The following is a 23,652-nucleotide window of genomic DNA, read 5'->3' as shown; positions in this document are numbered from 1 at the left end:
GACCCAAAACCGCCAACACGTAGCAGCACGGATTAGAGAGGCCAAGGGACGCCACATGGATGACATCCAAGAGTCGACACAAGCTGGCACCATTGCCGCCCTGAAGGCGGAAAGGGATCAACTCCTCACGCTGCTGAAAGCCCTCCCCGACATTTCCTTCGTGCTGGACGCGGAAGGGCGGTACGTGAAGGTCATCGGCGGGGCCAATGAGGCCATGTATGCGAGCGGCAAGTCGCTGGAGGGCTATACGCTCGCGGATGCCCTTCCGCCCGCGGTCGCCGAGGCATGCTTGACCCACGTGCAGCAAGCCCTGCGCACCGGAGAGATGCAAACGCTGGAGTATCAACTATGCGTTGCCGATGTGACGCTGCTTCCTCCGTCCGTCCGGGACAACGATCACCACCAGGCCGAGCAGTGGTTTGAGGGGCGCGCCTTGCCGCTGCCCAGCTACGATCACCCGAAGCCGGTGGTCCTCTGGGTCGCCGTCAACGTCACGCCGCGCAAGCAACTCGAACAGTACTGGCGCGAGGCGGCCTACACGGACCCCCTTACCGGCATCGCCAACCGGCGGGCCCTCTTCGAGCAGGCCGAGCATGAAATCGAACGGGCTAACCGGCACCACCGCCCGCTTTCGCTGCTCGTACTCGACATCGATCACTTCAAGACGATCAACACCCGGTACGGTCACGCCCTAGGGGATGAGGCCTTGCGTCAATTCACACAGGGCTGTCTGAATCTGCTTCGCGATACCGATCTCATGGGACGAATCGGGGGCGAGGAATTCGTGATTCTCCTGCCCGAAACCGACCAGATGGGCGCCGAGCAGCTCGGTGCCCGCGTCGTCGAGGTGATACCGACCCTCGACGTGCCGGGAATGCATCCCGAGGACAGGATGACCGTATCGATCGGCGCCGCCACACTCGTAGAAGACGAGGGGTTCGAAGGCCTTCTGCAACGTGCCGACGACGCTCTCTCCACGGCCAAAACGGGCGGAAGAAACCGGCTAAGAATGGGTTACACATAGCCCGTAGCGCCGCCGCACCTGGTACCGCTAGTGCCGAAAAAGGCTGCGCTCCCGGGCACACTTCAACAGGAACTCCTGCATATGGAAGCGATGCGTGACATGCCACACATGCCCCGGCAAGTGATCGCGATTGGCTCGCGGCATGGCTTCCGTCCCTGGAATGGGCATTCGGCGACTGAAATTGCTGATTTAAGCCCGTATTTGGGTCTTAATCCAGCAATTCTTTTCGTCTTTTCAGTGCGTTAGCCTGATCCGGCCCCGCTATAGCTATTAGGCACCCTCTTCGGGTGCCTCAATATGCTTCGACCCCAAAGCCGCCTGGCCGTCAGGCCTTTTGGCCGTCAGGCCTTTTCCAGTTCTCCACTAAACGACCAACGATCAGGCCTCTCTATCCACTTCCCAGCGACACGACAGACCGTTCCGGCGTCCGAAACCTCCACTTCGTCAAGCAGAAGTGAGAATTCCGTCCGATCATCTTCCGGAGGAAAGCCCTCATACCTTGCGACTGCAACCGCCGAGAACCCCCCTCCAGAGAGCTTGGCTGCCGTACCATCCGCACGAAATTCACCGAACTCATCATACCCCTTCAACTCAAACGCAATTTCCGAAGGCCGTACGATTAGCTCCTTAAACTCAAGGTCGAATTCGGAATTTTCAACGTCGACGTGACCAGAAAATCTCATGCTACCCCACCCTCTTTTCAGCAATCCTCATAAAACTCCGAAACTCACTAATGTAGATAACAATACCCCCCCCAATAACCATCAAGCTTCAGAGTCGCCAAATCGGTTACGACTGCGCGAGCCCCCTCGCCTTATCTCACTGCGCACACAGCGGTCTCGGAAAAAACGCATATAGAAAATATTCGTAGCCAGTACACTTGTTAAAGATTTCAGACAAATCAAATTCCTCAACGCCACCTATGGACCCCTCGAGATTAGAAAGAGCATCGCCAAGCCGGGCCCAACTAGCCGCCCGCTTCCCATCGGGAATACGAGCAGGTGAGTCTTTTTTATCCAAATCGAAGTGATGCCCCCACCAGCTAGCCACTGCATCGTCGCAGGTCAAAGCCACAACTAGACCATAATTTCTATCGAGTTTCTCGAAGACACCTGCCCCGTGGTTGTTTTCTTCAATAAAACTAAACTCGTTTATTCGATGGATGTCTCGTATGAGTGAATCCGCCGTACTGGTATCGTGCAAGCGCTTGGCCTCCACGAGGAGCATACCCTCCAGATTTTCGTTGCACCCCCAAGTGACGACCAGATCCAATCGACGATGCGTCGCCGTAGGGCCTCCTTGGTCCTTCCCACATAAAAGCGGCGTGGACGGAACCTCTGTGTAAGCCTGGAAGGAAAAGCGGGAGTTTTCCGGGTGTCTATCAATGTCCTCGCAGATTGATCTTTTCTGGAGAACGCGAATCAGTGCCGCAACAGCGTTGCTCTCGCCTATCCCATTACCCCCGAATGCCGGCCAATACCAGCTCAGATCCTCCCACAACTGCTGCGCCGCAGCTTTCGCCAATTCATCCGCCGGCTGCCCCATCACTTCCATACTAGCTCCCCCTCTACAGTGTGAACGCCAAAAAAACACACCCTCATCCGTTCTCCGGTGGCAACCGACAGTGGTGCTGCCAGAACCAGATCGGATCCTTCAGAGAGGTATCGGGTTACCGACTGCGCAACCAAATCCACTGATACCGGGGTCACAGAGGCGTCGACCGGAAGCACTACCAGAGCCGACCATGCCGGACCATCACCGCTCACCCGTTCGGCGATGTCCTTTTGCATCACATGCACGTCACGCAGCTCCCTGGGTATCGAGTATTCCGCCAAAACGCCAATTCCACCGTTCTTCGGAAGAACTGAGTACACGTCGGCGACATCGACACCGATCATCCCCGGTGTAACCGCGCGCTGGAGAAGTCGTGCGACCTCCGAGGAATGGCTGTGCGGGAACCGAATGCGCTTGGCGCGCGGCTCATGCCCGCCAACATGAATCTCGGCAATGGAACCACCAAGACCTTCACGATCGTCCTCCAGTCGGAGACTCAAGGCGGCGGGTCCACATCGCGCTAAACCTCGCTCGCTTGCCGAGGTAGCGGGATGGCTCTCAAGAACAGCGAATGGGCCGCTTCCCGGTTGCTGGACCCATAGCGTCCAACCGCCATTGCCATGTTCTACAACGCGGCTCTCGAAATCTTCCACTTCATCCCCCTTGAATCCAATTCTAACCGCCCAGAAGTCATGCGAGAACAGGCTGCTCGGTTCATAGGCGCCCGCTCGCGCAGGAGCGCTACCCCCACTGCGAGATCAGGCATCGCTCGTGGATCCAGGCATCTGCCACCTGCCCACCCCAATCAGTCGATCTGGCGCAGGATTCGACCATCCGTTCCCCGAATATACGTAGGTGCCGAGCCCGGTCCCTCTTCGACCGCCCCCCAGGAACCGCCTGTCGGGGGCACGAATGCACGTCGGCCCGAACCGCTTCCGGTCGACGTATCCCGTAATCCGGCCATCCGGTTCACGGATCAGGGGCTGGCCCACGCGGTGGCTATTGCCCGAGGGGAGCGTCGGAGTCGTGCAGCCTGCAAGCAAGGCCAGCACAAGCGGGCAATACCCCGGTCTAGGCGCTTCGTCTTCATTGGCCTCTTGCTACGGCTGAATGCCTTCCCAGCATCTCACCCCAGTGCGTCGTTTTCTGTCGCCCAGGTTTCGTATCGTGTCGTATCGGGTGGAACGGAATTCCCCCCCCGGACCCGCGACCGCCCTTCAAAATCGGCTTCGTGGGTCACTGGAAAGACCGCCTTATCGACGGTTGACGCAAGACCAAGAGCATCGCCATGAACGCACAGCATTACCCTGTCCGCATCGAGCGCGACGCCGCTGGACGGTACCTCGCCACCTGCCGTGACGTACCGGAGGCGCTCACCGACGGCGCTGAACGTGATGAAGCCAAGACCGAGATGGCCGATACGCTGATGGTCGCGCTGGAGGGCTATCGGCTTGATGGGCGCCGGCTGCCCCCGGCTTCGCGCCCGGAACCGGGCGAAGTGCTGATCCGCGTGAAGGCGGATTGATTGCCCGAGCCCGGCCTAGTCGCGGATGGCCGTGATGACTCCGTCGTCGACCCATACGTACGCCGCGCCCTGTCCCTGCCGATACTCCCATCGCTCTTCGGCCCCGCGAACGGTCGTTAGCCGCCGCACCCTGCGTGGCGTACCACAAAGTTCGGCGAGGTCCGACGCCTTGTCCCCGGGCTCAAAGGATCGGGAGGGACGAAAGCAGGCGGCAAAGCGCTGCTGCTCGGCACGCCGTTGTTCTCGCTCGTCCTGATTCGGAAAGTCGCGGCGCTTGGCGTCACCGGTACAGGGGGCATCGGCGTACTCGACCCCCTGCGGCGTTTCGCACTTGAAGTAGCCGTCGGCGGGTGCGGGTGAGCTGGCCACCCACAGTGCGCACCCGAGCCAAACCACCCACGCACGGCTCATCCACCAAGCTCCCCTGGGAGTGTCTCGTCGATCCTGCTCGCGTACTGCCCCACCGCTACCCGCTCAAGATAGCGCTCCTGCGCATGGGACTCGATGGCACCCGGTCGCGCCTGGCGGACCTGTTCGATGGCAGCCACGGTCGGCATGCCCCGATCAATCAGGAGCCGGGCTGCCACGGTGCCGGCCCGGCCCAGACCGCCTTTGCAATGCACCACCACGCGTCCACCCACATACAGCGAGCGGTGGATTTCCGGCGCCAGGGCCTGCCACCGATCATCCCACCCCGCATCGGGAGCGGCCATGTCGGGGATGGGAAGGTGGTACCAGGTCAGCCCGGCGTCACTGACGCAATCGCCCAATCCCGGAACACTCAACTCGACCAATTCATCGATTGTGGTGAGGGTCACCACGGCGGCCGCACCCCAGGTCTTTATCCGCGTCACATCGGCCTGAAGATCCCGGGCCCAGGGGCCGGTCATCGCCTGCATTTGTTGCTTGCCGGGGCAGAAGGTGACGCCGATGACGCCACCCTCCGCAAGCGGGATCTCGGCAATTTGCAGCGGATGGCTAGCACTGGTCCGTTGGGTGGTCATTCAGTGCCCTCCGTAGATCGGGCATCGCTCACCCCCGCAGGGGCCGCATCCGCGAGCTGTAACAATGCATCTCCGAGTCCGGCCAGACGATCGTGCTGGCTGAGCCGGGCGCGCCACTCCTCGGGGATGCCCGCCTCCCCGTAGAAGACCCCGGCCAACTGGCCGAAGATCGCGGCGGTGGTGTCGGCGTCATCGCCCAGGTTGGCCGCCATCAGGGCCCCTTCCCGGAAATCGCGGCTTCGGTCAAAGGCCCATAGAGCGGCCTCCAGACTGTCGGCCACATAGCCCGTGCCGCGGATGCGGGGTGGATCGTGTTGCCGGAAGGATCCCTGCGCAATGGCCTCGATCCGCGGTGCCAGCGTGTCCTGCGCCTCGAATCCGGGCAGCTCGCGCCACGGACACTCCAGTATCTCCGTCCGGCTTGCCCCATCGAGCGCGGCCAGGAGATAGGCCGTCCACAACCGACAGGCATCCAGACACTCCCGTGCGCCATGCGTCGTTTTCGAACTGGCTTGCGCCCCCACATGCGCCTGGACCGGCGTACGCCAATAAGCCAGGGGTATCGGAACCAGGCGCATCAGGGAACCATTGCCGGCTGATTGCGGATCGTCCGACCCACTCATCGGATCACCAGAATCCTCATAGCGACGCAGTGCGGAGCACACGGTGTTGCCGATATCGAAGCAGCTTCCCGTACTGCTTGCGTATCCCTCCCGCCACCATCGAACGTACCGGTCCATCTGGTCGTGTGCATCTAACCCCTGACAGTGAACCAGGCTCTCGGCCAGGCAGATCGCCATTGAGGTATCGTCCGTCCATTGCCCCGGCTGCAGACCAAACGGTCCACCTCCGACCATATCGGTAATGGGTGTGAAACTGCCGGGACGCTGGAACTCCAGGGTGGTTCCCAATGCGTCGCCGCATGCCAGTCCCAGCATGGCGCCCCGGTAGCGGTCTTCGAGTGTTGGCATGCCCCGCCTTCTTCTTGTTGGCCTGATGAAACCCGGACGATACGCTCACGTGATTGCGGCCGGTCAACGGCGTCTTCGCTTCGTTGATAGCACACGCAGGCGTCATCCCCTGACGCGTCACCGTGCACTCGACCCTGTCAGTATCGTGGTCCGGCCACCGGACATCACTGCAGCGCAATCCGGCGTCCCATGACCCTCAAGGTCAAAGGCGCCCCCAATCGCCACATCCAACGACCGGCCGTTAGCATGCATGCCATGGGGTGAAGAACGTCCCCAAATACGAAACGCCACCGCCACGAATCAAAGCATGGAGCGCAACATGGACGATGAAGAGCAGGAGCGGGACAAGGAGCTGGAAGAGCAGGAACGCCAGCAGCGCCTGGAGAATATGCAGCGGCGCAGCGACGGCCAGATGGGCGTCGGGTTCGATGTGCTGTATGAACCGAACCAAGACGCAGGCGAAAAGAAGGACGGCGAGTGAAATCCGGATGCACGACTGAGCGCTTGAGGTATGCAAGCCTGCATGGTTTCCAGACCCCGAGCTGACGGGAGCCGACCATGACGATGCTCAAGGTTGGGGAAAAGGACCGCGATGGCCGGCAGAAGCGGATCGAGCACACCGGGCGCTATCTTCGGGCAAGTCGTACCGGCGGGCTGTCGCTGCGCGCGCAGACGCGGGCCGCCGGCATCAACCTGACCGGCAACACCAACCACGGCGTACGGGTGTCCACCCGCCTGGCGAAAAACACCCAGGTCGCCTTCCAGAACGGTCGCTTCATCCTGCGCGGACGCTATGGCTCGGATGCGGCCAAGTTCAACCTGTCGAAATCGGGCGTCACCGTCTCCACCAAAACCCCGATCGGCTCGTTCAACTGGATCCGGCCGGGGCGCTCGTCGGCCAAGATCGCAGGGGTACAACTGCGCGGGCATAATGCGGCCGCTATCCAGGGGATCTTCGCACTCTTCGCCAGCTTCTACTGGCTGTTCGGTGGGATACTGCGACTCTTCGCGGGGCTTATCGGCGGGATCGGACGACTCGCCACCGCGGCCCAGACCCGACGGCACCTTGCGGAGGAGGAAGCGGCCCGCCCTCAGTTTCAGTTGGACACGGTCCGGGCACTCGGCGAGCAGGCTCTGGCCGAGCACGGGGTGGACCCTTCGACCTGGTCCGGCCGGGATCAGCTTGCGGCCCTCGCCTTTGCGTTCCTGGCCCTCGGCCGCGGGGCGGCAACGTTGCCACAGCGCTCTACCGAAAATAGCTCGGCCCCAGCGGCTGAGGCGGCCTTGTTCGAGGACATGCAGACCGCCGCCGAGCACTGGCGCATCTGGGCGGGACCCCTGCCGCCCGAAGACATCGAACCGGCCATGGGGATCGTGACGATCCTCGCCCTGAGCCTCGCGCAGACGGCCGATTCGGAGTGGCGCGGCGAGGTCCTGCTGGCCCTGGATGACGCCTGCCTGCGCGATGGGCCCAAGACCCTGCTGCAGGAAGCGATGATCGACCTCACCGCCGAGTCCATGGGCGTGGAACTGGTCCTGGAGGGCGAGCGATGAGCGAGCCAGAACATGGCGCCCTGGATGCCCTGGTCCGAGTGCACCAGCATTTCATCCAGACCCCAGGCCCGAATGAGACCTGCGCGGCGTGGCGTTCGTATTGTCGTGACCGTGGTTGTGAGTGGGTGACGACGTGGGACACGCAGCCCTACCGGGAAACCGAGACGATTGATCTTGCTCTATCGGAGCACGACCGGTTCGACGACATCCCCCAGGAGGCACTCGACCGGGCTCTGTTGCAGATCGTCGACACCGAAGGGCCGGTTCACCTCGTCATCCTCACCCGGCGACTGCTGGAGGCGGCAGGGTTTTCCCGGGCCGGCTCGCGAATCCAGGCGCGCATCCATGAGCGTCGCGCGGCCCTGGGTGCGCAGGGCTTGATCCGCCTGAAGGGTGAATTCTCTGGCCGTGACGAACAGTTCGCGGTGCCTTGCCTGCGGGACTGGAGCAATCTCCCGGATGCACTGCGTCAGCTCGACCACGTCCCTGATACCGAACTGACGCTATCGCTGGTTCGCACGGTGGCTGAAGCCGGCACACTCGCCCGCGATACGGCCATGAACGACGCCCTCCACCGGATGGGCTTCATCCGCCTGACGGACAACGCGCGGGACCGGCTTCAGGCACCGCTGGAACGGGCACTTCAGGAAGGATTGCTGGTTCAGGGAAAAGAGGGGTTGGAGCCCGGCCGAAAAGCCTTTGAGAGGCCTCGACCAACTCCCTGATCAAGGTGCTGTGCGGGGCAGAGGAAGATGTTCGTAACGATGGGTTGCCACCGCGCTCCGGCCGGGTGCTGGAGGCGGTGCTGTACCGCGGCGCGCTACCACGCGGGGATGTGGCTGGATTGCTGGATCTCAGCGAGCGCCAGGCGCGTCGCATCACGTCGGCTCTGCTGTCGCAGGGGGTGGTGGAATCTCCCAGCTCCCGAGCGCGTTCGCAGGCCGCCCCGTACACGCCGCGCGGCGCAAGCTGTTAGAGTTCAGGGTCCACATCAGTAGCCCGCCTCTTTCTGGTGTCGGAAGGCCAGGACATACACCACGTCGTCGGCCGGGTCGTGACGGTAGAGGGCTACAAATCCGGAGTCGCCGAAGGCAATCAACAGCTCGCGCAGGTCGGGTATTTCAGGGTCCGGCCGGCCAATATCGGGTGCCGTTTCCAGCAGCAGGAATTGCCGCTCGATCGCCTGGCCCGCGCGCCTGGCGGCATCCGGGGCTTTGGTGGCAAGAAAGCCCCGGCATCGTTCCAATCCTTCTGCTGCGCCTGCGGTGACGATTACTCGTGGCACTCGGGCACGGCCTTTTCATCATCAGTGCCCCAGGTGTTCAACCAGGCGCGCGCTTCCTGTCCGGTCAGGTGCTGGCCGGTTTCCCGATAGGCCGACCAGGACGCCAGGGCTTCCTGCCTGAAGCTCTCGCGGGCTTCCTCGCGCTCGACGTATTGCCGGATGGCTTCGAGCATGATCCAGTGAGGCGTGCGTCGGCGTTGACCGGCAAGGTGCTGGACGCGACCTTTCAACGTGTCATCAATCTTCAGTGACGTTGCCATAGCGGGCCTCTTATTACTAAGTAATACCTTGTAATATTCTATCCCTTCTTCCCCTCTGCATCCACCCCCGATCGTTCGAGCCCGCCAAAGATATCCAGAGACGCCCGAGGCTATAATGCGTATTAACTTTTACCTAATTTCCATTTAATGCGCCTTATTCTCCCCATTACCGGAATGCACACATGAAGTTTCGCCCCCTCCCGCCCCTCGAGAACGCAATGAAAAGAGCGGGCGAAAACATCGAGATTGCTCGCAAGCGGCGGCAATGGACGGAAGCGATGATGGCGGAACGCATTGGGGTAAGTCGGAAAACGTATGCAAAGATCGAATCCGGCGATCCGTCCGTAAGCTGGGGTGCGGTCGCATTCGCCCTCTTTGTGCTGGGGATGACCGAACAAATCGAAAACCTTGGCGCGCCCGAGAAAGATCCCACCGGACTCCGGCTCAGCGAAGATCGGCTCCCTAAACGGGTCCGCAGGCCGCGCAGGCGAGATTGAGTCATGACGGAACATGCGCGCGGAACCGAAGTCTGGGTCAATCGCATGGGTACAGACACCCGCGCTGGCACACTGCGGTCTTCATTCCAACGCGGAGCAATTCGGACGAGCTTTGAATACCGCGCCGTTTGGCTGCACTCACCGCTTGCGTTTGCCATTGATCCATCGCTACCGATGCGTGAAGGGCCTCAATACCCAAGTGATGGACATTCGCTCTTTCCAGCCTTTGCCGATGCGGCCCCCAACCGATGGGGGCGGCATCTGATTGCGCGCGCAGAGTGGTACGCAGCCGCCCAGGAACATCGGCCCCCTCGCCCACTGTTCGACATCGATTACATCCTCGGCCTCACCGACCGGTATCGCATGGGCGCGCTGCGCTTTCGAGACCTCCGGGACGATCAGGCAGGAACGCCATTCCTTTCGCCATCTGATGAAAAAACACCTTCAGTAACCCGGATGCATGAAATCCAGGCAGCGGCCCAGCGCATGGAGTCCGGCACGGAAACCGCGCGGGATGTACAGATCCTGCTGGGTCCCGGCGCCTCGTTAGGCGGGGCGCGCCCCAAGGCCGTGGTGGCCGATGAGTTCGGCTCGGAATGGATCGCCAAGTTCGAGCGCGATCAGGATCCGCGGCCGGTACCGCGATGGGAAGCATTGACCCTGCGGCTGGCTCACGACGCGGGCATCGTGACGCCCCGTTTCCAGTCCATCGCGGTCGATGGCCGCAGCGTCTTCCTTGCTCGCCGCTTCGACCGAACGGAGGACGGCAATGGACGCGTTCCGTACGCAAGCGCGATGACGCTTTGCCGCAAGCGCGACGGGGATGACGCCAGCTACCTGGAGATCGCGGGAGCCATCCTGCAGCATGGCGGTAGCCCCCGGGAGGACCTGCGGCAACTATGGCGCCGCATGGTGTTCGGTGTCCTTGTCCGAAACACGGACGACCACCTCCGCAACCACGGATTCCTGTGGGATCCCGCCGCTGGGTGGCGCCTCTCGCCCGCATTCGATATCAACCCGACGCCGATCAAGGAAGGGGCAGCCGTGCATGCGCTGGCGCTCGATGATCGCGGAGATCGCACCGGCTCGCTGGATCTGGTCATGGGCGTCCACGACTACTTTGGTCTCTCGTCGCAGGAAGCCCAAACCATCATCCAGGAGGTGACCCGGGCGGTCTCGCAATGGCCACGACGGGCCCGGGACTTTGGTTTGACCGCGGCCGATTGTCGCCACATGGAGGGCACTCTTCCCGCCCACTAGGCCGCGATTCCTCCACGTTCACTCGCCTCAGGTAATCCAGTCGTTCATCGGCCCCGCTCCGCAGAGATTCAGTCTTTACGCGCCGGGCGCAGCCAATCCAGACGACACGGGCGTTGACGGGCCAGGGGCCCGCCCTCCCTACCATTCGACCGATTGAAAATACGTCGAACGCGCCTAGGGTCCCGCGGCCCCAACACGCCTTTGCAGCGTCATTGCGGCGAAACCGTCAGGCGACGGCGCGACCCAGATAGCCCCTGATGCGCAACAGGCCCTGCAAGCCCTCCGCGCTGACGACTTCGGCCGGTGTTCGACCATCGAACGCACGGTTGTGCGCCTTCATCCAGCGATAGGCGTTCTCCCGATCGTGCGGGAACAACAGGCGCAGGTCCTTGTGCATGCCCAGGATATGGCCGGCGCGGTCCAGCACCTCGGGATCATCGGCCAGCGGCGCCCCTTTGCGATACGAAACGAGCCGTTTCGCGTCTTCCCGCCCGAGACCCAGCATCGCGAGCGATTCGTGGGTTTCAAGGCCCCAGTTCTCGAAGGCCTGCATCACCATCCGCGCCAAGGCCCTGCGCTCGTCGACCGAGACCGATGGGGATGCTGCTTCCATCATGGATCCTTGCCCCTCTCTGTTTGCGTTCGTCCGCTACGAGAATACGCCGTGCTCGATGCGGTGCAGGACGGTCTCGACCCTATCGGCCCCTTCGTCAGTTTTCAGCAGATCGATGGGCGCAGCTTCGAGCACACGATTCCGCGTCTGCATCCATCGGTCTGCTTTTTCGGGATCCTCAAAGATCACCGCCGCCTTCTCGCGCATACGGGTGATGCGCACTTCCACTTCGCTCGGGTCGGCCATCGCTGCCATCCTTCCTGCGTGCCTATTTCAGGCTTGGTCATAAAGGTAGCAGTTTCCCGCGGCCTGATGCCCCTTCAGGCGATCGTTTCGATCAAACCGGGGTCGTCCTCGGTTGGGCGATTCACGCGAGTCGAAACGGGGTGATAGACCAAGGCGTCCGGGTTCAGACGGACGGTCCCGGCTCGGATCGCCTCCCGCTCCGTCCGTTCGGGATCGAGCCAGTCCCAGCGACACTCGGCATCCAGTACCAGCGGCTTGCGATCATGAATGTGCGCCAGACGCTCCGACGCGGGTTCGGTGATGATCGCGCAGCAGGCGCCGCCATCGGCCGTGGGTTCCCAGATGCCCGCCATCATCAGGATGTCCTGCGGCGCGTCCTCAGCCAGGGAGATGTAGTACGGCTGCTTGCCGTCATCGGTCTTGCGCCACTCGTACCAGCCATCGGCCAGCACAATGCATCGGCGATGGGCGAATGCGGACCGGAAGTACGGACTGGCGGCGACCTTTTCGGCCCGGGCATTAATCGGGCGAGGGCCGTCCTCCACTCGTTTCGGCCGAAAGCCCCAAAACATCGGCTGGAAGGCGGCCCGCTCCTCCTCGCCGGCGCGGAACGCTTCCAGGTCGGTGCCGGGCGCGACATTGTACCGAGGCGCATCGAAAACCTCGTCGACCGGCACGTGGAAGTACCGCATCGCCAGATCGCTGGTGGCGCTGTAGCGTGTCATCCGTCCGCACATGGCTACCCGTCCCGCCTGGAAATCTCTGCACGCACCCCGAGCAGCCGTTGCGCGCTCGGACAATACCCAGATCACATCAGCATTGTCGGTACGCTTCCCGGATGGTCACCGGAGGTGTAGCCGAGAGACTACCGCACCGAATCATTGACCCGTACGCACTCCTGGCCCATGTTCCGGACTCTAGACTGAACCACTGCGGCGATCCGGAATGAGGGCTCCCGGAAAACCGTTGACGAGCAACCCACACACGCCCCGACCGCCATGAAAATCGTATTCGTCGGGGATCCGCATGGTCGGGTCCCCAACATCATCGCCGAGATCGAAAAGCACCACACCGATGCGCATGCCGTGTGCATGGTAGGCGACTTCGACCTCCAGGCGCCGCTCGACGGCTACATCAAGCACCTGGCGATCCCCGTGCTGTATATCCCCGGCAACCACGACTATGACAGCGTCGAGTACCACGACCGCCTGCTGACGTCGCGGATCGCCACCAACATCGACGGCCAGGTCATCCAGATCGCAGGGCTGACCATCGCCGGTCTCGGCGGTCACTTCGTCGGTCGCGTCTGGCGGCCGCCGGACCCACCCCGGCACCCTTCGAAGGCGAGCTACGCGGCAGGCCTAAACACGGTCCGGAAATCCGGAACGCCGCCGAACTGGCGCAACGACATGCCCCTGCGCTCCGCGGCGGCGATCTGGCCGGAAGATCTCGAGCGCCTCGCCGGGCAAACGGCCGACGTGCTGGTTACTCACGAGGCCCCCACCACCCACCACCACGGCTTTGCCGAGCTGGACCGGTTGGCGCAGCAGATGGGCGTTCGCTTGATCGTCCACGGCCACCACCACGAGCACTACAGCAAGGCCCTCGGAGACATCCGCGTGATCGGCCTCGGTGCCGCCCGGATCCACGGCGAAGTTTTGTAGGCCCACCCCCTCATCGCCCGCCCAACCCACACCCAAGACCCGTCGATGGGACGGCCGTGAAAACTCAATATCACATTCGGAAAAACAAGCGGGCCCGGGCGCTACAGAAAAATCCATCGACGCCCAAAAAGGCCCCATATGAAATTAATATATCACTTATGCAATGCTTTTATTATCAGATATTTATAGACCCTCGATCGCGGTATTTTGACCGATATTGAAATTTACACAGAAAAGCATTGACGGCCCGTTAAAATCATGATCAGGTTAGGAGGGAGGGGAGCAAAACACAGGGGAAACCGACAAAATGCCGAAAGGACGATGGGAAGGTATAAAATTAAGGTCCGCAGTTTTGCGCGACATCGTACCGCTACACACTTCGTACCAAAATCAGCCGTATGCAATTCCCGATGATGCATTCACCGATGCAGCAATTCGTGCACTAATTAACTCGCATCCTATCCCCGTGGTTCGAGATGGCGAGGAGACCTGCGCGCTCGTCGGAGGCCGCATACTCATAGAGGCTCAAACACGGCTCGCACCGCAGACACGCATACCAGTCATCGACTACACCAGCTGCGCGGTAGATGCCGCCGAGGAGGCCCGTTGGGGCCACGCCGTGCTCGCCTCTCTCCTGACCGCACCTCACCCCGACGTCTTGCCGGCACAGATCGAATCCCTTCGCGCTGCGATCCCCACAGACCTGGCCGAAAAATGGATGCCGAGTATGCGATCGGCGCGAGCCCTCTCACGTCTGACGGGCATCCACCGGAGCAGGCTGCGGGTCCGGGAAGAATCCGCGCAGCCACTCCCCGCGCAGTCGGAGACCCCGTTGGATCGCATCCGTCGCAGGGCGCTGGGCCATGAGTGAGCAGCCGGTGCCCGGACAACCCGCGGGTGGGGTCGACCCGCGGATGGATCCACGATTCCAGGAGCGCCTCGACTGTATCCTTCGCCGCCCCCGATCGACCGAAGGGTCGCTCCCATATGTGGTTCGCGAGTGGCTCGCATGTACGGAGTGGCTAACTGGTTGCACTGGGGGGCACACACGAATGGCCACAATGCTCCGTGCGGCAGGTGATCAGATGCTGCCGGAAGTGGGGCGAATCGACTCACTGCCTCCCATCTCAGAGCGGGAAGCAAAGCGGCAGATCCATGGCGAAATGGGCGAAACACCCATCTACGGTATGCTGCTGCACCTTGCCGTAGCGGCTCCGACCGTGGCCCATCAGATTCGCCCGCTCGCATCACAGATCCTCCTCGCATATGCCACGCTTATCTACCACGATGGCGGACGGCGCATCGCCCTCTGCACCGAACATCGAGCGGGCAAGCCACCAGTCCCCAGCGCACCGGAGGCCTGCCGCCTTGTGCGACAACTCGCAGTCGGCAAACACCCCGAAATACTCGCCCACCTACCCGACAAGCAGGCCCATCTCTCCTACGCCTTCGATCACCTTAAGGCCGTACTGCCGGAGGGGGTTGATGAGTCAAGATACGCGTCGCAGGCGAGCGACATACGCGTCATGATCCGCGACGCCAGGAAACGCAGTAGTCGCAGGAACCGGAAGAGCTCCCAGCACCGGGCGCCTACACCCAGCACGACACCGCCGGACCTTGAAGGCGCAAGTGAGGCGGGGCTACGGGAACACCAAAGGCGGCAGCCGGCCGTCGAAGGCACCCGAGTCCTATCGATTGGCCCGCTCTCTCTCGACCAGGAAAATGAGTACCAGCACATCGGCCTGACCACCGCCGAGGTCCGCCCCAAAAGGGTGACCATGCGCTCCAGCATCATGCGCGGCGAGCACCCGGGCGACAGCCTGTCGATGCGGACCCGACGCCAGCAGGGCGTGGTGCGGGACCGGGCAAGGGCCAACCAGCGACTGCCGATCCACCGCAGCCTGCCACGTCAAGACGAAGTCCGAGCCCTGGTCACGGACCTCATGCCCTGGCTGCAAGGCACGGCGCCCGCATGCCGAGCAATCGAAGCCGAAGCGGCAGGCCTGCTGGCTCTAATGCTCGCCACCGGCGGAACCCTGGAGGAACTCCACAGGCTTCCAGTAGTGGAGGAGGCATCGTCGTTACCCGATGACCAGCGCCGCGCCATCCTGACCCGCGACGGCATCCAAATCTGGGTGCGGGTCCCCGCGCCCGAAATGGACCCCGCGCTGTACAGCGCGGTATCAGACCTCCTGGAGCCGACCGAAACGGGGCTCCTGCTCCCCCTCCCGGAACCGATCCTGACCCTTCTGCGGAGTGTCCGAAGAGCCTCCGGGACCCTGCATACGTCGAGCATGTTCGCCTCGGAGCTCAACGAACTGAAGCAGGCGGCCACAGCACAGTTGGCAAAGGTCAATGACCAGCACCACAGCCAACTGCGACTCGCGCGCATCCCGTCCGTGCTGCCACAGGTCATCGCGGATCAATGCGGCAACTGGTCCTACGCCTGGATCCTGTCGGGCGACGGGGACCCGCATGCGCACACTCCGCTCGTGTACCAGACGACCCCGAAATCCCGCCTGGTCTCTGCCTATCGTGATGCGATCCATCACATCTTCGGCACGCCCGGCCACGACGGCGTAGCGAACCATGCCCCCGTCTCCTCGGACGAGCGCTATTTCGGCAGTGCGCTCCAGCCGAAGCCCAAGGTATGGGAGGGCATCGCCCGGGAACTGCGCCAGATGACCCCCGAGACCCCATCCGCCCTGGCTAGTCGCGAAGAACATGTCAGGCATCACAATGCGTATACCCTCTACACGGCGTTGCTGGTCCTGGTCGGCACGGGGCTGAGAGTCGTACGCGATCCGATCGAGAGTGTGCTCGACATCGACTGGGATAACGCTCTGCTGTACGTGGTGGACAAGGAGGCGCGGGCAAGCGGAAACCAGCGGATCGTCCCCTTGGCCCCGACCGTTCTGGGACAACTCAAGGCCTATGGACGCCACCTGCTGGCACTCGCGTCCCGGTGGGACCATCGCCAGCCCGAACCGGCTGCCGAACTGCGGGCCGCCGCATTCGGCAACGACGAGTCGATCCCTTTCCTAGTTTTCCTGTCGAAGGATATGTCCGTCGAACCCGTTCGGCCCGGAACACTCTCGCCTCGTCTGAGCAACCTGTTCCCCGCCCCCGTAAACCTTGGCCGCCATCATATCCGCACGCATCTGACCGAGACGGGCTGCCCGGGCGAATGGATCGACGCCCTCCTCGGCCACGAGCCGATTGGTATGGAAGGCTACGGCCCCTATTCGGCTATGAGCATCAATGATCTGCGCGGCGCTGCCACCGATTGGATCGAGCCGATGCTGCAGCAACTAGGCTGGGCCAAGATGGAAGGAGTGCCCACATGACACTCCACCCCGTATGGACCCGTCCGGCGCCGCCCGCCTCCGAAAAATCTATCGGGCGCGAGGCCCGTGCGCGTCAGCGCGCACTCGAAGCCAGCGCGTCCCTCCGCCGGTTATTGCACATAGTGCGTCGCGAATCACCGGACATTGCCAAGGGGACACCGCCTCCCGACGGGCAAAAGGCCATCGAACACATCGCCCAATGCATCCGGGATGAGGCTAGGTCGGCGGTCGACTGGCGCAACCAGCACAATTTCTTCGCGGTCAGCATTGATCGCGGGAACCGCCAGGGTCTGTGGTCACTCACCGCACCCAACCTTTTTCTGGATTTACCTCGAGACCGTCTGCTGCGCGATGAGGAGCATTTCCGACGGGGTACGTGTTTCGTAACCATCCGCAAAGAGTTTGCATCCGCACTCGACGAGCTACACAAGCACGAAAAACGCTGGCATGAAGAGGGCACCACGACCCTCGCCACCCGACGCGCGGAACTGGTGTTGGCCAGCGCAGTGCTCTTTGGAGGCTTCTGTAACGCGCGGTACCTCGGCTTCCTGCCACATGCCCTGCGATCGAGCTCAATACAGCAGTGCGGTGAGCAACTGTGGATGGACATCCGCATTCCGAAGGCGGACGCGCCACGGCTGAATCTGGTAGGCGAGGACGAAGCTCTCCACCGGTGGTGCATCGACGATCTTACGGCCGCTCTGGTTGCGAATTATCTGCGACACCACCCAGCTGAGCCATTTCCCGTGCCATCCGGGAAGAACGCTGGCCAGCGAGCGAAGGAGGTCGTGAGCACGATCCGCGGGCTCATGACCGATCTGGGAATATCGACCCCGCCGGATCTGACGCCCGGCCAGTGGTGTCAGGGAGCCTGGGCCGCTCTGGAACGAGAACCCGACGCTTCCGTTCCTGCCTATCTCGCGGAATACGCGCTGGGGCGCATGCCCAGCTGCTCCCTGCCCCCAGACCGCTGGGTGGCGTTGCTGAATCAGCGGGTTTCGCGCAATACAAAGCTGAGCACTCAGCCGCCCAAGGCAGTCCCCGATGCGGTTTCGTTGCCCTATCCCATCAGGCCAGGCGGCACGCCCGACAAGGACACCAGTCGCGTCGCCCGGCGCCTGTTGAAGGCTTTCGATGACAAGCACTCGAAAAAACTTTCACGGACCGACTGCGTGCGCCGACTGGAAGATCTGATGAGCACCCAGGCCCTCGGCCATCATGTCGTCGCGGACCTACTGGCCCACTGGGCCATCGTGCTCCTGTCGTATGGATCCTCATGGCACCGAAAGCCGCTGGCACCCAGCACCGTCTACGGCAGCTATCTGGCGCCAGTCGCACGGCCCCTGATCAGCCTGCTGGCTAGCGCGGAAATCGACGATCTTCGGGACATGAACACCGACGATTTCGGAGAGCTGTATTCGGACGTGCTGCACCAGACCCGCTGGAAGGACAAGGATCTCCCGGCCTCTGCACTGGAGGAGTTCCACACATACCTTTGTGCCCAGCATGGGGTAGCACCACTCGAAACCACCCTGACCGGAACCAGTCGAGGGACCCCCCGCGTTCGCGCCCTCATTATTACGGAGTCGGAATACCAGGCCACGCGAAAGGCCATCCAGGCGCAGTACAAGAGCCACCCCACCCGAAAGGAAACGCTCGAGATGGCTTTGTTCCTCGGCTTTCGCGCCGGACTTCGCCCGGCCGAGTGCATGAAGCTGCGTCTCAGTGAAATCCTGGTGGGAGCATCCGACACCGTCATAACCGTCAGGACGAACCGCTACGGCACGAACAAGAGTCGACCGTCACTGCGTCGGATCGACCTGGCCGCACTGTGCCCGGACGATGAATTCCACTGGTTTTCCAGCCGTGTGGCACAACTGCAAGCCTTGTTCGGAAAAGTCCCCAGGGCCCTGCTGATGAGCGAGAGCCCGGATAGAGATCTGCGCATCGACGGCAATCTACTGCAGACACAGTTGCAGCCGATCCTTCGGCAGGTCACGAACAACCCCGACGTGGTCATGTACTCGCTACGCCACGCCGCCCTGAGCCGTTGGCACCTGCGCGCGGAGATACCCGAGCGCGATCACGAAATCCACGACCTGAAAGCCCAACGCCCCGTCGACACGACCTTCGTTTCCCGGCTCACCGGAGGGCGGCCGGACTCCGTGAAGAGGCTGCACGCGATCGGCGCCATCGCCGGGCACGTCTCACCGGAAATGACCCTCACCACCTATCTGCATGGCATGGATTTGGTGCTGTACGAGAAGGTCCGCCAGACGCTGCCTCGAATGCAGGCCACCGTCTGCGCGCAGCTGCTCGGGCAGTCGTATGAATCCACGAAACGCTTTCTGAAGGATCAGCGCCAACCCGATCCGGCTTCCGCCGCCAGCCTGCGTCCAAGAATCGTCAAGGCCCTCCCAACGACGAAACACGCCCCGCCTGTCGTTCAACCAGCGACGGCCCCCATTACCGTCAATGTCCCCAACCATGCGCCCGCCCCAATGGCCGCGCACGACCTTATCCGGATTCTGAAGGATCACGATGACGGCTACCCCCTGCCACTCATTGCCAAGCGCTCGGGATTCGGGGACCGCCGCTGCCAGGCCATCATTGATGCCGCCCAAGCAATCGCTTCAATCAAGTCGAAGAAGGGCCAACCGCGGTTCGTCACCAAAGTCCGGAAGCTCGGATTCCGCGGACCCGGGGTGCCGCTCACCCCGGCCCCACTGGAAAGCGACGCAGACTCGCGACTTGCAAACCGCATGATCGAACGCATGAGAGGCCTGCTTTCGCCAGCAGGCCCCCAAGGCGACATCGGCCCCACTATTGAGCACTGCCTCACCCACGTCGAAGCGAAGAACTCCGGAGTTCGGTTTTACACACCCCAGAAAGCCAAGCCGTTTGTGGAGCTTCTCCGCCACTTGGCCGACGACCCCGGGATGATTGTCGGTACACACGTGTATGCCGAGAAGAGCCGGATTGACGAGGAGACGCAGTTGAAACGATGGAGGGATCGACTCGGCATTTCCGTTCAAAGCAACCCTCATACCACGCTCAAGAGCAAAGACCGCCGGTACGGAAAGCTGACCGTTACCCTGCTCCTACCAACATCGAATGGCCGCCGCATGTCGGCGCATGCATACAAGTACGTTCTGCATCTCGCAGCAATCGCACTGATGAGTGCGAATCGGATCCAGCCTCCCCCAGTGAAGGACTGACAGTCCGGTCGGATGGGCGCGGAGTAGCGGGGGATACGACACAGAAGGAAACACTCCCACGGTGGCTCACAATATGAGCCACCCCTGTTGCTACCATCACCTGCAAACGCACCGATCGTGGAAAGGAATCCTGCATGCAAGTGAATGAGGGCAAAATCACACTCAGTGCCACGGATCTCGTCGCGCATGCCGCGTGTGATCACCTGACCGTGCTCGACTGGCAGCAGCAGACCGGCCAGCGAGCCAAGCCGGACTATTACGATCCCCTGGCCGAAATCCTTCGCGAGCGCGGCTTCCGACACGAAAGCGCGTTCATCCAGGCGCTGACCGACCACGGTTTGTCAGTTGTTCCCATTGATGGGGTCGGCATCACGGACGAGGTGGTACAGACAACACGCGAGGCGATGGAGGCCGGTGCCGAAGTAATCGTCCAGGCCGCATTGCGCGATGGTGTCTGGAGCGGACGGGCCGACGTCCTGCTTCGAGTCGACATTCCAAGCGCCCTCGGGGACTACAGCTACCGGATCGTGGACACGAAACTCTCGCGGGAAACCAAGGGGGCCACGATCCTTCAACTCTGCCTCTACGCCGACCTCCTCGCCTCCATGCAGGGCACCGAACCCGATCAGGTTGGAGTGGTCGTGCCCTGGAGTGGGTATGAGCCGCAGTGGTTTCGTGTTGCCGACTACGGTGCGTACTACCGACGCGTGAAACGTGCGGCCGAGCAGGCGGCGGGCACAGCGGATGAAGCCTGCACCTACCCGGATCCCAAACCCCACTGCGACATGTGCCGCTGGCAGCGCGAATGCGACGACCGCCGGCGCGCGGACGACCATCTGTCGCTGGTCGCCGGCATCACGAAGGGGCAAATCAACGAATGGCGCAAGCAGGGCGTCGACACGGTCGAAGCGCTCGCACAGGTCCCTGTGCCGCTCGGATTCCGTCCCGAGCGCGGTTCCGTGCAGGCTCTTGAGAAAACACGCCATCAGGCGGCTATCCAGCTCAAGTCACGCCAAAGCGGTTTACCCGAATACGAGTTGCTTGAGCCCGAGCCAGGCTTCGGCCTGACAGCCCTTCCGAAGCCCTCGAAGGGCGACATCTTCTTCGACATCGAGAGCGACGCCTTCGTCGGCGAGCACGGACTGGAGTATCTGTTCGGCTACGCCTACCAGGACGAACAAGGTGCATGGCACTACCAATCCCACTGGGCCCTTGACCGCGAGGAAGAGAAGGCCGCCTTCGAGGCCTTCATCGACTTCGTGACCGAGCGGAAGAATACCTACCCGGACCTGCACGTCTACCACTTCGCGCCCTACGAACCCGCGGCTCTCAAGCGTCTGATGGGCCGTTACGCGACGCGGGTGCTGGAACTCGACAACCTGCTCAGGGATGAGGTGTTCGTCGACCTGCTCAGCGTCACCCGGCATGCCCTGCGCGCAGGCGTCGAGAGTTACTCGATCAAAAAGCTCGAACCGTTCTTCGATTTCGAGCGCCAGGTGGCGATGCCCGAAGCCAACTCTGCCCTGACGCGCCTGTCATTCGCGCTGGAGCTGGACGACCTGGGCGCGATTGATGACGACACCCGGAAGACCGTCCAGCAGTACAACGCGGACGACTGCTTCGCCACCGCTGGCCTGCGGGACTGGTTGGAGAGGCTTCGGCAGGACCTGATCCATTCGGGTAAGGACGTGCCGCGGCCGGAGCCGCCTGAGCCCCGCGAACGCGAGGACCAGAGCGAGGCCGAGCGGCATATTCAGGAGTTGATCGCCCAGCTTACGCACGACGTCCCGGCGGATCCGGCCGAGCGGACGCCGGAGCAGCAAGCCCGATGGATCCTCGCGCACTCGCTCGAATGGCATCGCCGGGAGGACAAGGCCAATTGGTGGGAGTATTTCCGACTTTGCGATCTGTCCGCGGACGAACTGATCCATGAGAAATCCGCGATCGGGGACATGACGTTCATGGAAACGGTCGGGCGTTCGAAGACCGGCATCCCGCTCGATCAGTATGCGTTTGAGTCGCAGGATACCGATCTGCGCGCTGGCGATACTCTGAAAACGCTCGGCGGCGCGAAGATCGGTAAAGCGGCTGAAGTGGACACTTCCCACCAGACCATCACCATCCAGAAGATGAGAGATACGGCGGGCGAACATCCGACATGCGTGTTCAAGTTCGACCGCGTAGACACCAAGGTCCTCTCGGACTCCGTTCTCGCCCTCGGCGAATATGTCGCAGCGCATGGGATAGAGGGCGCCGGACCATACCAGAGCGCCCGCGCGTTGCTCCTTCGCGAGCCGCCGGACAACGGCGGCCAAGAGCTCCGACACCCGAATGAAACGCCCCTCGACGCCGCGCTACGGATCGCACCCGCAATGGATGGCGGCGTGCTGCCCATCCAGGGGCCGCCGGGGACGGGCAAGAGCTACACCGGTGCCCGGATGATCTGTGAGCGCGTGCGTCACGGCCGAAAGGTCGGGGTCACAGCCAACAGTCACAAGGTGATTCGCAACCTCCTCGACAGCGTCGCCGAGGCGGCGGAAGAAATGGGCGTCGAACTGCAGATGGGCCAGAAGCCGGACAAGGGAGACAAGGACGAACCGCATCACATCCGTTACTTCGACAAAGCCGATAAACTCCTGGATGCATTGAGCTCGGGAGACGTCCAGGTCGCCGGTGGGACGCAGTTTTTCTGGGCGAACCCCGCTGCCCGAGACGCGGTGGATACGCTCGTGATCGACGAGGCCGGACAGCTTTCCCTGGCCAACGCACTCGCCGTTGGTTATGCCGCCCCCAATATGGTCATGCTCGGAGACCCCCAACAGCTTGAGCAACCCAGCCAGGGCTCGCATCCCGATGGTGTCGACGTGTCCGCCCTTGAACACCTTCTCGGTGAAGAAGCGACCATCCCTTCCCATCGAGGCCTGTTCTTGGACAAAACCTGGCGCCTACACCCGGACATCTGTGCGTTCAACTCTGAGCTTTTCTACGACGGCAAACTGAACGCCGTCGATGGCTGCTCCCAACAGGCCATCCATTCGGACGCGACCATCAAGGGCAGCGGCCTTCGGTATCTGCCTATCGAACATTCCGGCAATACCAGCGCGGCAACCGAGGAGGCCAAGGCCATCGCCCAACTCTTCGATCAGCTCATGTGCTCACATACTTCGTGGACCAACCGCAAGGGCTCGCAGGCGGAGCTCACCCTGGATGACATCCTGATCATCGCGCCCTACAACGCCCAGGTCTTCGAGATCCAGAAACGACTTCCTGAGGGCGCACGCGTCGGGACCGTGGACAAGTTCCAGGGGCAGGAAGCACCGGTGGTGATCTACTCCCTCACGACATCCAGCCACCTGGATGCCCCACGCGGCATGGACTTCCTCTACAGCGCCAACCGGCTTAACGTTGCGGTGTCGCGAGCCAAGGCCCTCGCAATCCTCGTCGGGGCCCCAGCCATCTTCGAAGCCGAATGCCGAACGCCACATCAGATGCAGCTGGCCAACGCTTTCTGCTTTTATCAAGAGGTCAGCTCAACGCTCTAAGTCGCCAGGACGGGGCTTCACTAGCCTTTCGAACGGCCTCACAACAGACGCTTGTGCCCTGTCCATTCGAGGCGGGGAGGCGATGATA

Annotated in this window: 22 protein-coding genes and 2 pseudogenes; 11 read left to right on the top strand and 13 right to left on the bottom strand. The window is 62.3% G+C overall.

The window, feature by feature from the left end; genetic code table 11:
• Positions 1-55 precede the first annotated feature (55 nt).
• A complete protein-coding gene (locus tag F572_RS0112800; RefSeq protein WP_018158504.1) occupies positions 56-1,024 on the top strand; it encodes a sensor domain-containing diguanylate cyclase in 969 nt (322 codons plus the stop codon).
• A gap of 30 nt (positions 1,025-1,054) precedes the next feature.
• Here F572_RS0112800 and F572_RS15955 read toward each other — a convergent pair.
• The 5 genes and pseudogenes from F572_RS15955 to F572_RS15950 form a co-directional block, all read right to left on the bottom strand.
• Positions 1,055-1,168 (bottom strand): annotated as a pseudogene (locus F572_RS15955) (transposase); the annotation flags it as partial.
• 197 nt (positions 1,169-1,365) lie between these two features.
• On the bottom strand, positions 1,366-1,707 hold the full coding sequence (locus F572_RS15460; RefSeq protein WP_081611965.1) for a hypothetical protein: 342 nt from the start codon (positions 1,705-1,707) through the stop codon (positions 1,366-1,368).
• Between the two features lie 136 nt (positions 1,708-1,843).
• Complete coding sequence (locus tag F572_RS15710) at positions 1,844-2,578, bottom strand: hypothetical protein (RefSeq protein ID WP_155984572.1); 735 nt, start codon at positions 2,576-2,578, stop codon at positions 1,844-1,846.
• On the bottom strand, positions 2,569-3,231 hold the full coding sequence (locus F572_RS15455) for a hypothetical protein (protein WP_081611963.1): 663 nt from the start codon (positions 3,229-3,231) through the stop codon (positions 2,569-2,571). The genes F572_RS15710 and F572_RS15455 overlap by 10 nt, the downstream gene beginning before the upstream one ends.
• A gap of 152 nt (positions 3,232-3,383) precedes the next feature.
• Positions 3,384-3,630, bottom strand: a pseudogene (locus F572_RS15950) (hypothetical protein).
• Between the two features lie 236 nt (positions 3,631-3,866).
• Here F572_RS15950 and F572_RS0112790 point away from each other — a divergent pair.
• Positions 3,867-4,103 (top strand): type II toxin-antitoxin system HicB family antitoxin, encoded by a 237-nt coding sequence (locus F572_RS0112790; RefSeq protein WP_018158502.1) that lies wholly within the window; start codon positions 3,867-3,869, stop codon positions 4,101-4,103.
• A 15-nt stretch (positions 4,104-4,118) separates the two neighbouring features.
• On the opposite strand, the gene F572_RS0112785 is transcribed toward F572_RS0112790, so the two are convergent.
• Genes F572_RS0112785 through F572_RS0112775 form a run of 3 tightly spaced genes read right to left on the bottom strand, consistent with a single transcriptional unit; the run spans position 4,119 to position 6,078 of the window.
• Positions 4,119-4,514 (bottom strand): hypothetical protein, encoded by a 396-nt coding sequence (locus tag F572_RS0112785; RefSeq protein WP_018158501.1) that lies wholly within the window; start codon positions 4,512-4,514, stop codon positions 4,119-4,121.
• A complete protein-coding gene (locus F572_RS0112780) occupies positions 4,511-5,107 on the bottom strand; it encodes a cyclin-dependent kinase inhibitor 3 family protein (RefSeq protein ID WP_018158500.1) in 597 nt (198 codons plus the stop codon). The genes F572_RS0112785 and F572_RS0112780 overlap by 4 nt, the downstream gene beginning before the upstream one ends.
• The gene (locus tag F572_RS0112775; RefSeq protein ID WP_018158499.1) at positions 5,104-6,078 is read right to left on the bottom strand and encodes an ADP-ribosylglycohydrolase family protein; all 975 of its coding nucleotides are present in this window, start codon (positions 6,076-6,078) and stop codon (positions 5,104-5,106) included. Before F572_RS0112775 ends, F572_RS0112780 begins: the two co-directional genes overlap by 4 nt.
• 307 nt (positions 6,079-6,385) lie before the next feature.
• On the opposite strand from F572_RS0112775, the gene F572_RS15815 reads away from it, so the two are divergent.
• The 3 genes from F572_RS15815 (at position 6,386) to F572_RS0112760 (ending at position 8,357) form a co-directional block, all read left to right on the top strand.
• Entirely contained in the window at positions 6,386-6,559 is a 174-nt protein-coding gene (locus tag F572_RS15815; protein WP_018158498.1) for a hypothetical protein, read from the top strand.
• A gap of 77 nt (positions 6,560-6,636) precedes the next feature.
• A complete protein-coding gene (locus F572_RS0112765) occupies positions 6,637-7,632 on the top strand; it encodes a hypothetical protein (RefSeq protein ID WP_018158497.1) in 996 nt (331 codons plus the stop codon).
• Positions 7,629-8,357, top strand: a complete 729-nt coding sequence (locus F572_RS0112760) for a DUF3320 domain-containing protein (RefSeq protein ID WP_018158496.1) — start codon at positions 7,629-7,631, stop codon at positions 8,355-8,357. Before F572_RS0112765 ends, F572_RS0112760 begins: the two co-directional genes overlap by 4 nt.
• A 266-nt stretch (positions 8,358-8,623) precedes the next feature.
• On the opposite strand, the gene F572_RS0112755 is transcribed toward F572_RS0112760, so the two are convergent.
• Together F572_RS0112755 and F572_RS0112750 are read right to left on the bottom strand one after the other, a co-directional pair.
• The gene (locus tag F572_RS0112755; protein WP_018158495.1) at positions 8,624-8,878 is read right to left on the bottom strand and encodes a type II toxin-antitoxin system RelE/ParE family toxin; all 255 of its coding nucleotides are present in this window, start codon (positions 8,876-8,878) and stop codon (positions 8,624-8,626) included.
• 26 nt (positions 8,879-8,904) lie between these two features.
• A complete protein-coding gene (locus F572_RS0112750; RefSeq protein ID WP_019564015.1) occupies positions 8,905-9,177 on the bottom strand; it encodes a CopG family ribbon-helix-helix protein in 273 nt (90 codons plus the stop codon).
• A gap of 182 nt (positions 9,178-9,359) precedes the next feature.
• On the opposite strand from F572_RS0112750, the gene F572_RS0112745 reads away from it, so the two are divergent.
• Entirely contained in the window at positions 9,360-9,674 is a 315-nt protein-coding gene (locus F572_RS0112745; protein ID WP_018158493.1) for a helix-turn-helix transcriptional regulator, read from the top strand.
• Positions 9,675-9,677: 3 nt separating this feature from the next.
• Positions 9,678-10,934, top strand: a complete 1,257-nt coding sequence (locus tag F572_RS0112740; RefSeq protein ID WP_231410895.1) for a type II toxin-antitoxin system HipA family toxin — start codon at positions 9,678-9,680, stop codon at positions 10,932-10,934.
• Between the two features lie 226 nt (positions 10,935-11,160).
• Here the strand turns inward: F572_RS0112740 and F572_RS0112735 are convergent, their stop codons facing one another.
• From F572_RS0112735 to F572_RS0112725, 3 genes are all read right to left on the bottom strand, one after another.
• Positions 11,161-11,493, bottom strand: coding sequence for an MbcA/ParS/Xre antitoxin family protein (locus F572_RS0112735; RefSeq protein WP_026181397.1), 333 nt, complete (start codon positions 11,491-11,493; stop codon positions 11,161-11,163).
• A 90-nt stretch (positions 11,494-11,583) separates the two neighbouring features.
• Positions 11,584-11,793, bottom strand: coding sequence for an MbcA/ParS/Xre antitoxin family protein (locus F572_RS0112730; protein WP_018158490.1), 210 nt, complete (start codon positions 11,791-11,793; stop codon positions 11,584-11,586).
• Positions 11,794-11,867: 74 nt separating this feature from the next.
• Positions 11,868-12,518, bottom strand: coding sequence for an SOS response-associated peptidase (locus F572_RS0112725; protein ID WP_018158489.1), 651 nt, complete (start codon positions 12,516-12,518; stop codon positions 11,868-11,870).
• Between the two features lie 273 nt (positions 12,519-12,791).
• Here F572_RS0112725 and F572_RS0112720 point away from each other — a divergent pair, with 273 nt between their 5' ends.
• The 4 genes from F572_RS0112720 (at position 12,792) to F572_RS0112705 (ending at position 23,564) form a co-directional block, all read left to right on the top strand.
• Positions 12,792-13,457 (top strand): metallophosphoesterase, encoded by a 666-nt coding sequence (locus F572_RS0112720; RefSeq protein WP_018158488.1) that lies wholly within the window; start codon positions 12,792-12,794, stop codon positions 13,455-13,457.
• Positions 13,458-14,542: 1,085 nt separating this feature from the next.
• Entirely contained in the window at positions 14,543-16,804 is a 2,262-nt protein-coding gene (locus tag F572_RS0112715) for a site-specific integrase (protein ID WP_231410894.1), read from the top strand.
• Positions 16,801-20,022, top strand: a complete 3,222-nt coding sequence (locus F572_RS0112710; protein ID WP_018158486.1) for a hypothetical protein — start codon at positions 16,801-16,803, stop codon at positions 20,020-20,022. The genes F572_RS0112715 and F572_RS0112710 overlap by 4 nt, the downstream gene beginning before the upstream one ends.
• Positions 20,023-20,156: 134 nt before the next feature.
• On the top strand, positions 20,157-23,564 hold the full coding sequence (locus tag F572_RS0112705) for a TM0106 family RecB-like putative nuclease (RefSeq protein WP_018158485.1): 3,408 nt from the start codon (positions 20,157-20,159) through the stop codon (positions 23,562-23,564).
• Positions 23,565-23,652: the final 88 nt, after the last annotated feature.

Source organism: Thioalkalivibrio sp. ALE14, assembly GCF_000376845.1.
Taxonomy (GTDB): domain Bacteria; phylum Pseudomonadota; class Gammaproteobacteria; order Ectothiorhodospirales; family Ectothiorhodospiraceae; genus Thioalkalivibrio.
Note: the sequence above shows the minus strand (reverse complement) of the source record. Positions and strands in the feature narration are given on the sequence as shown.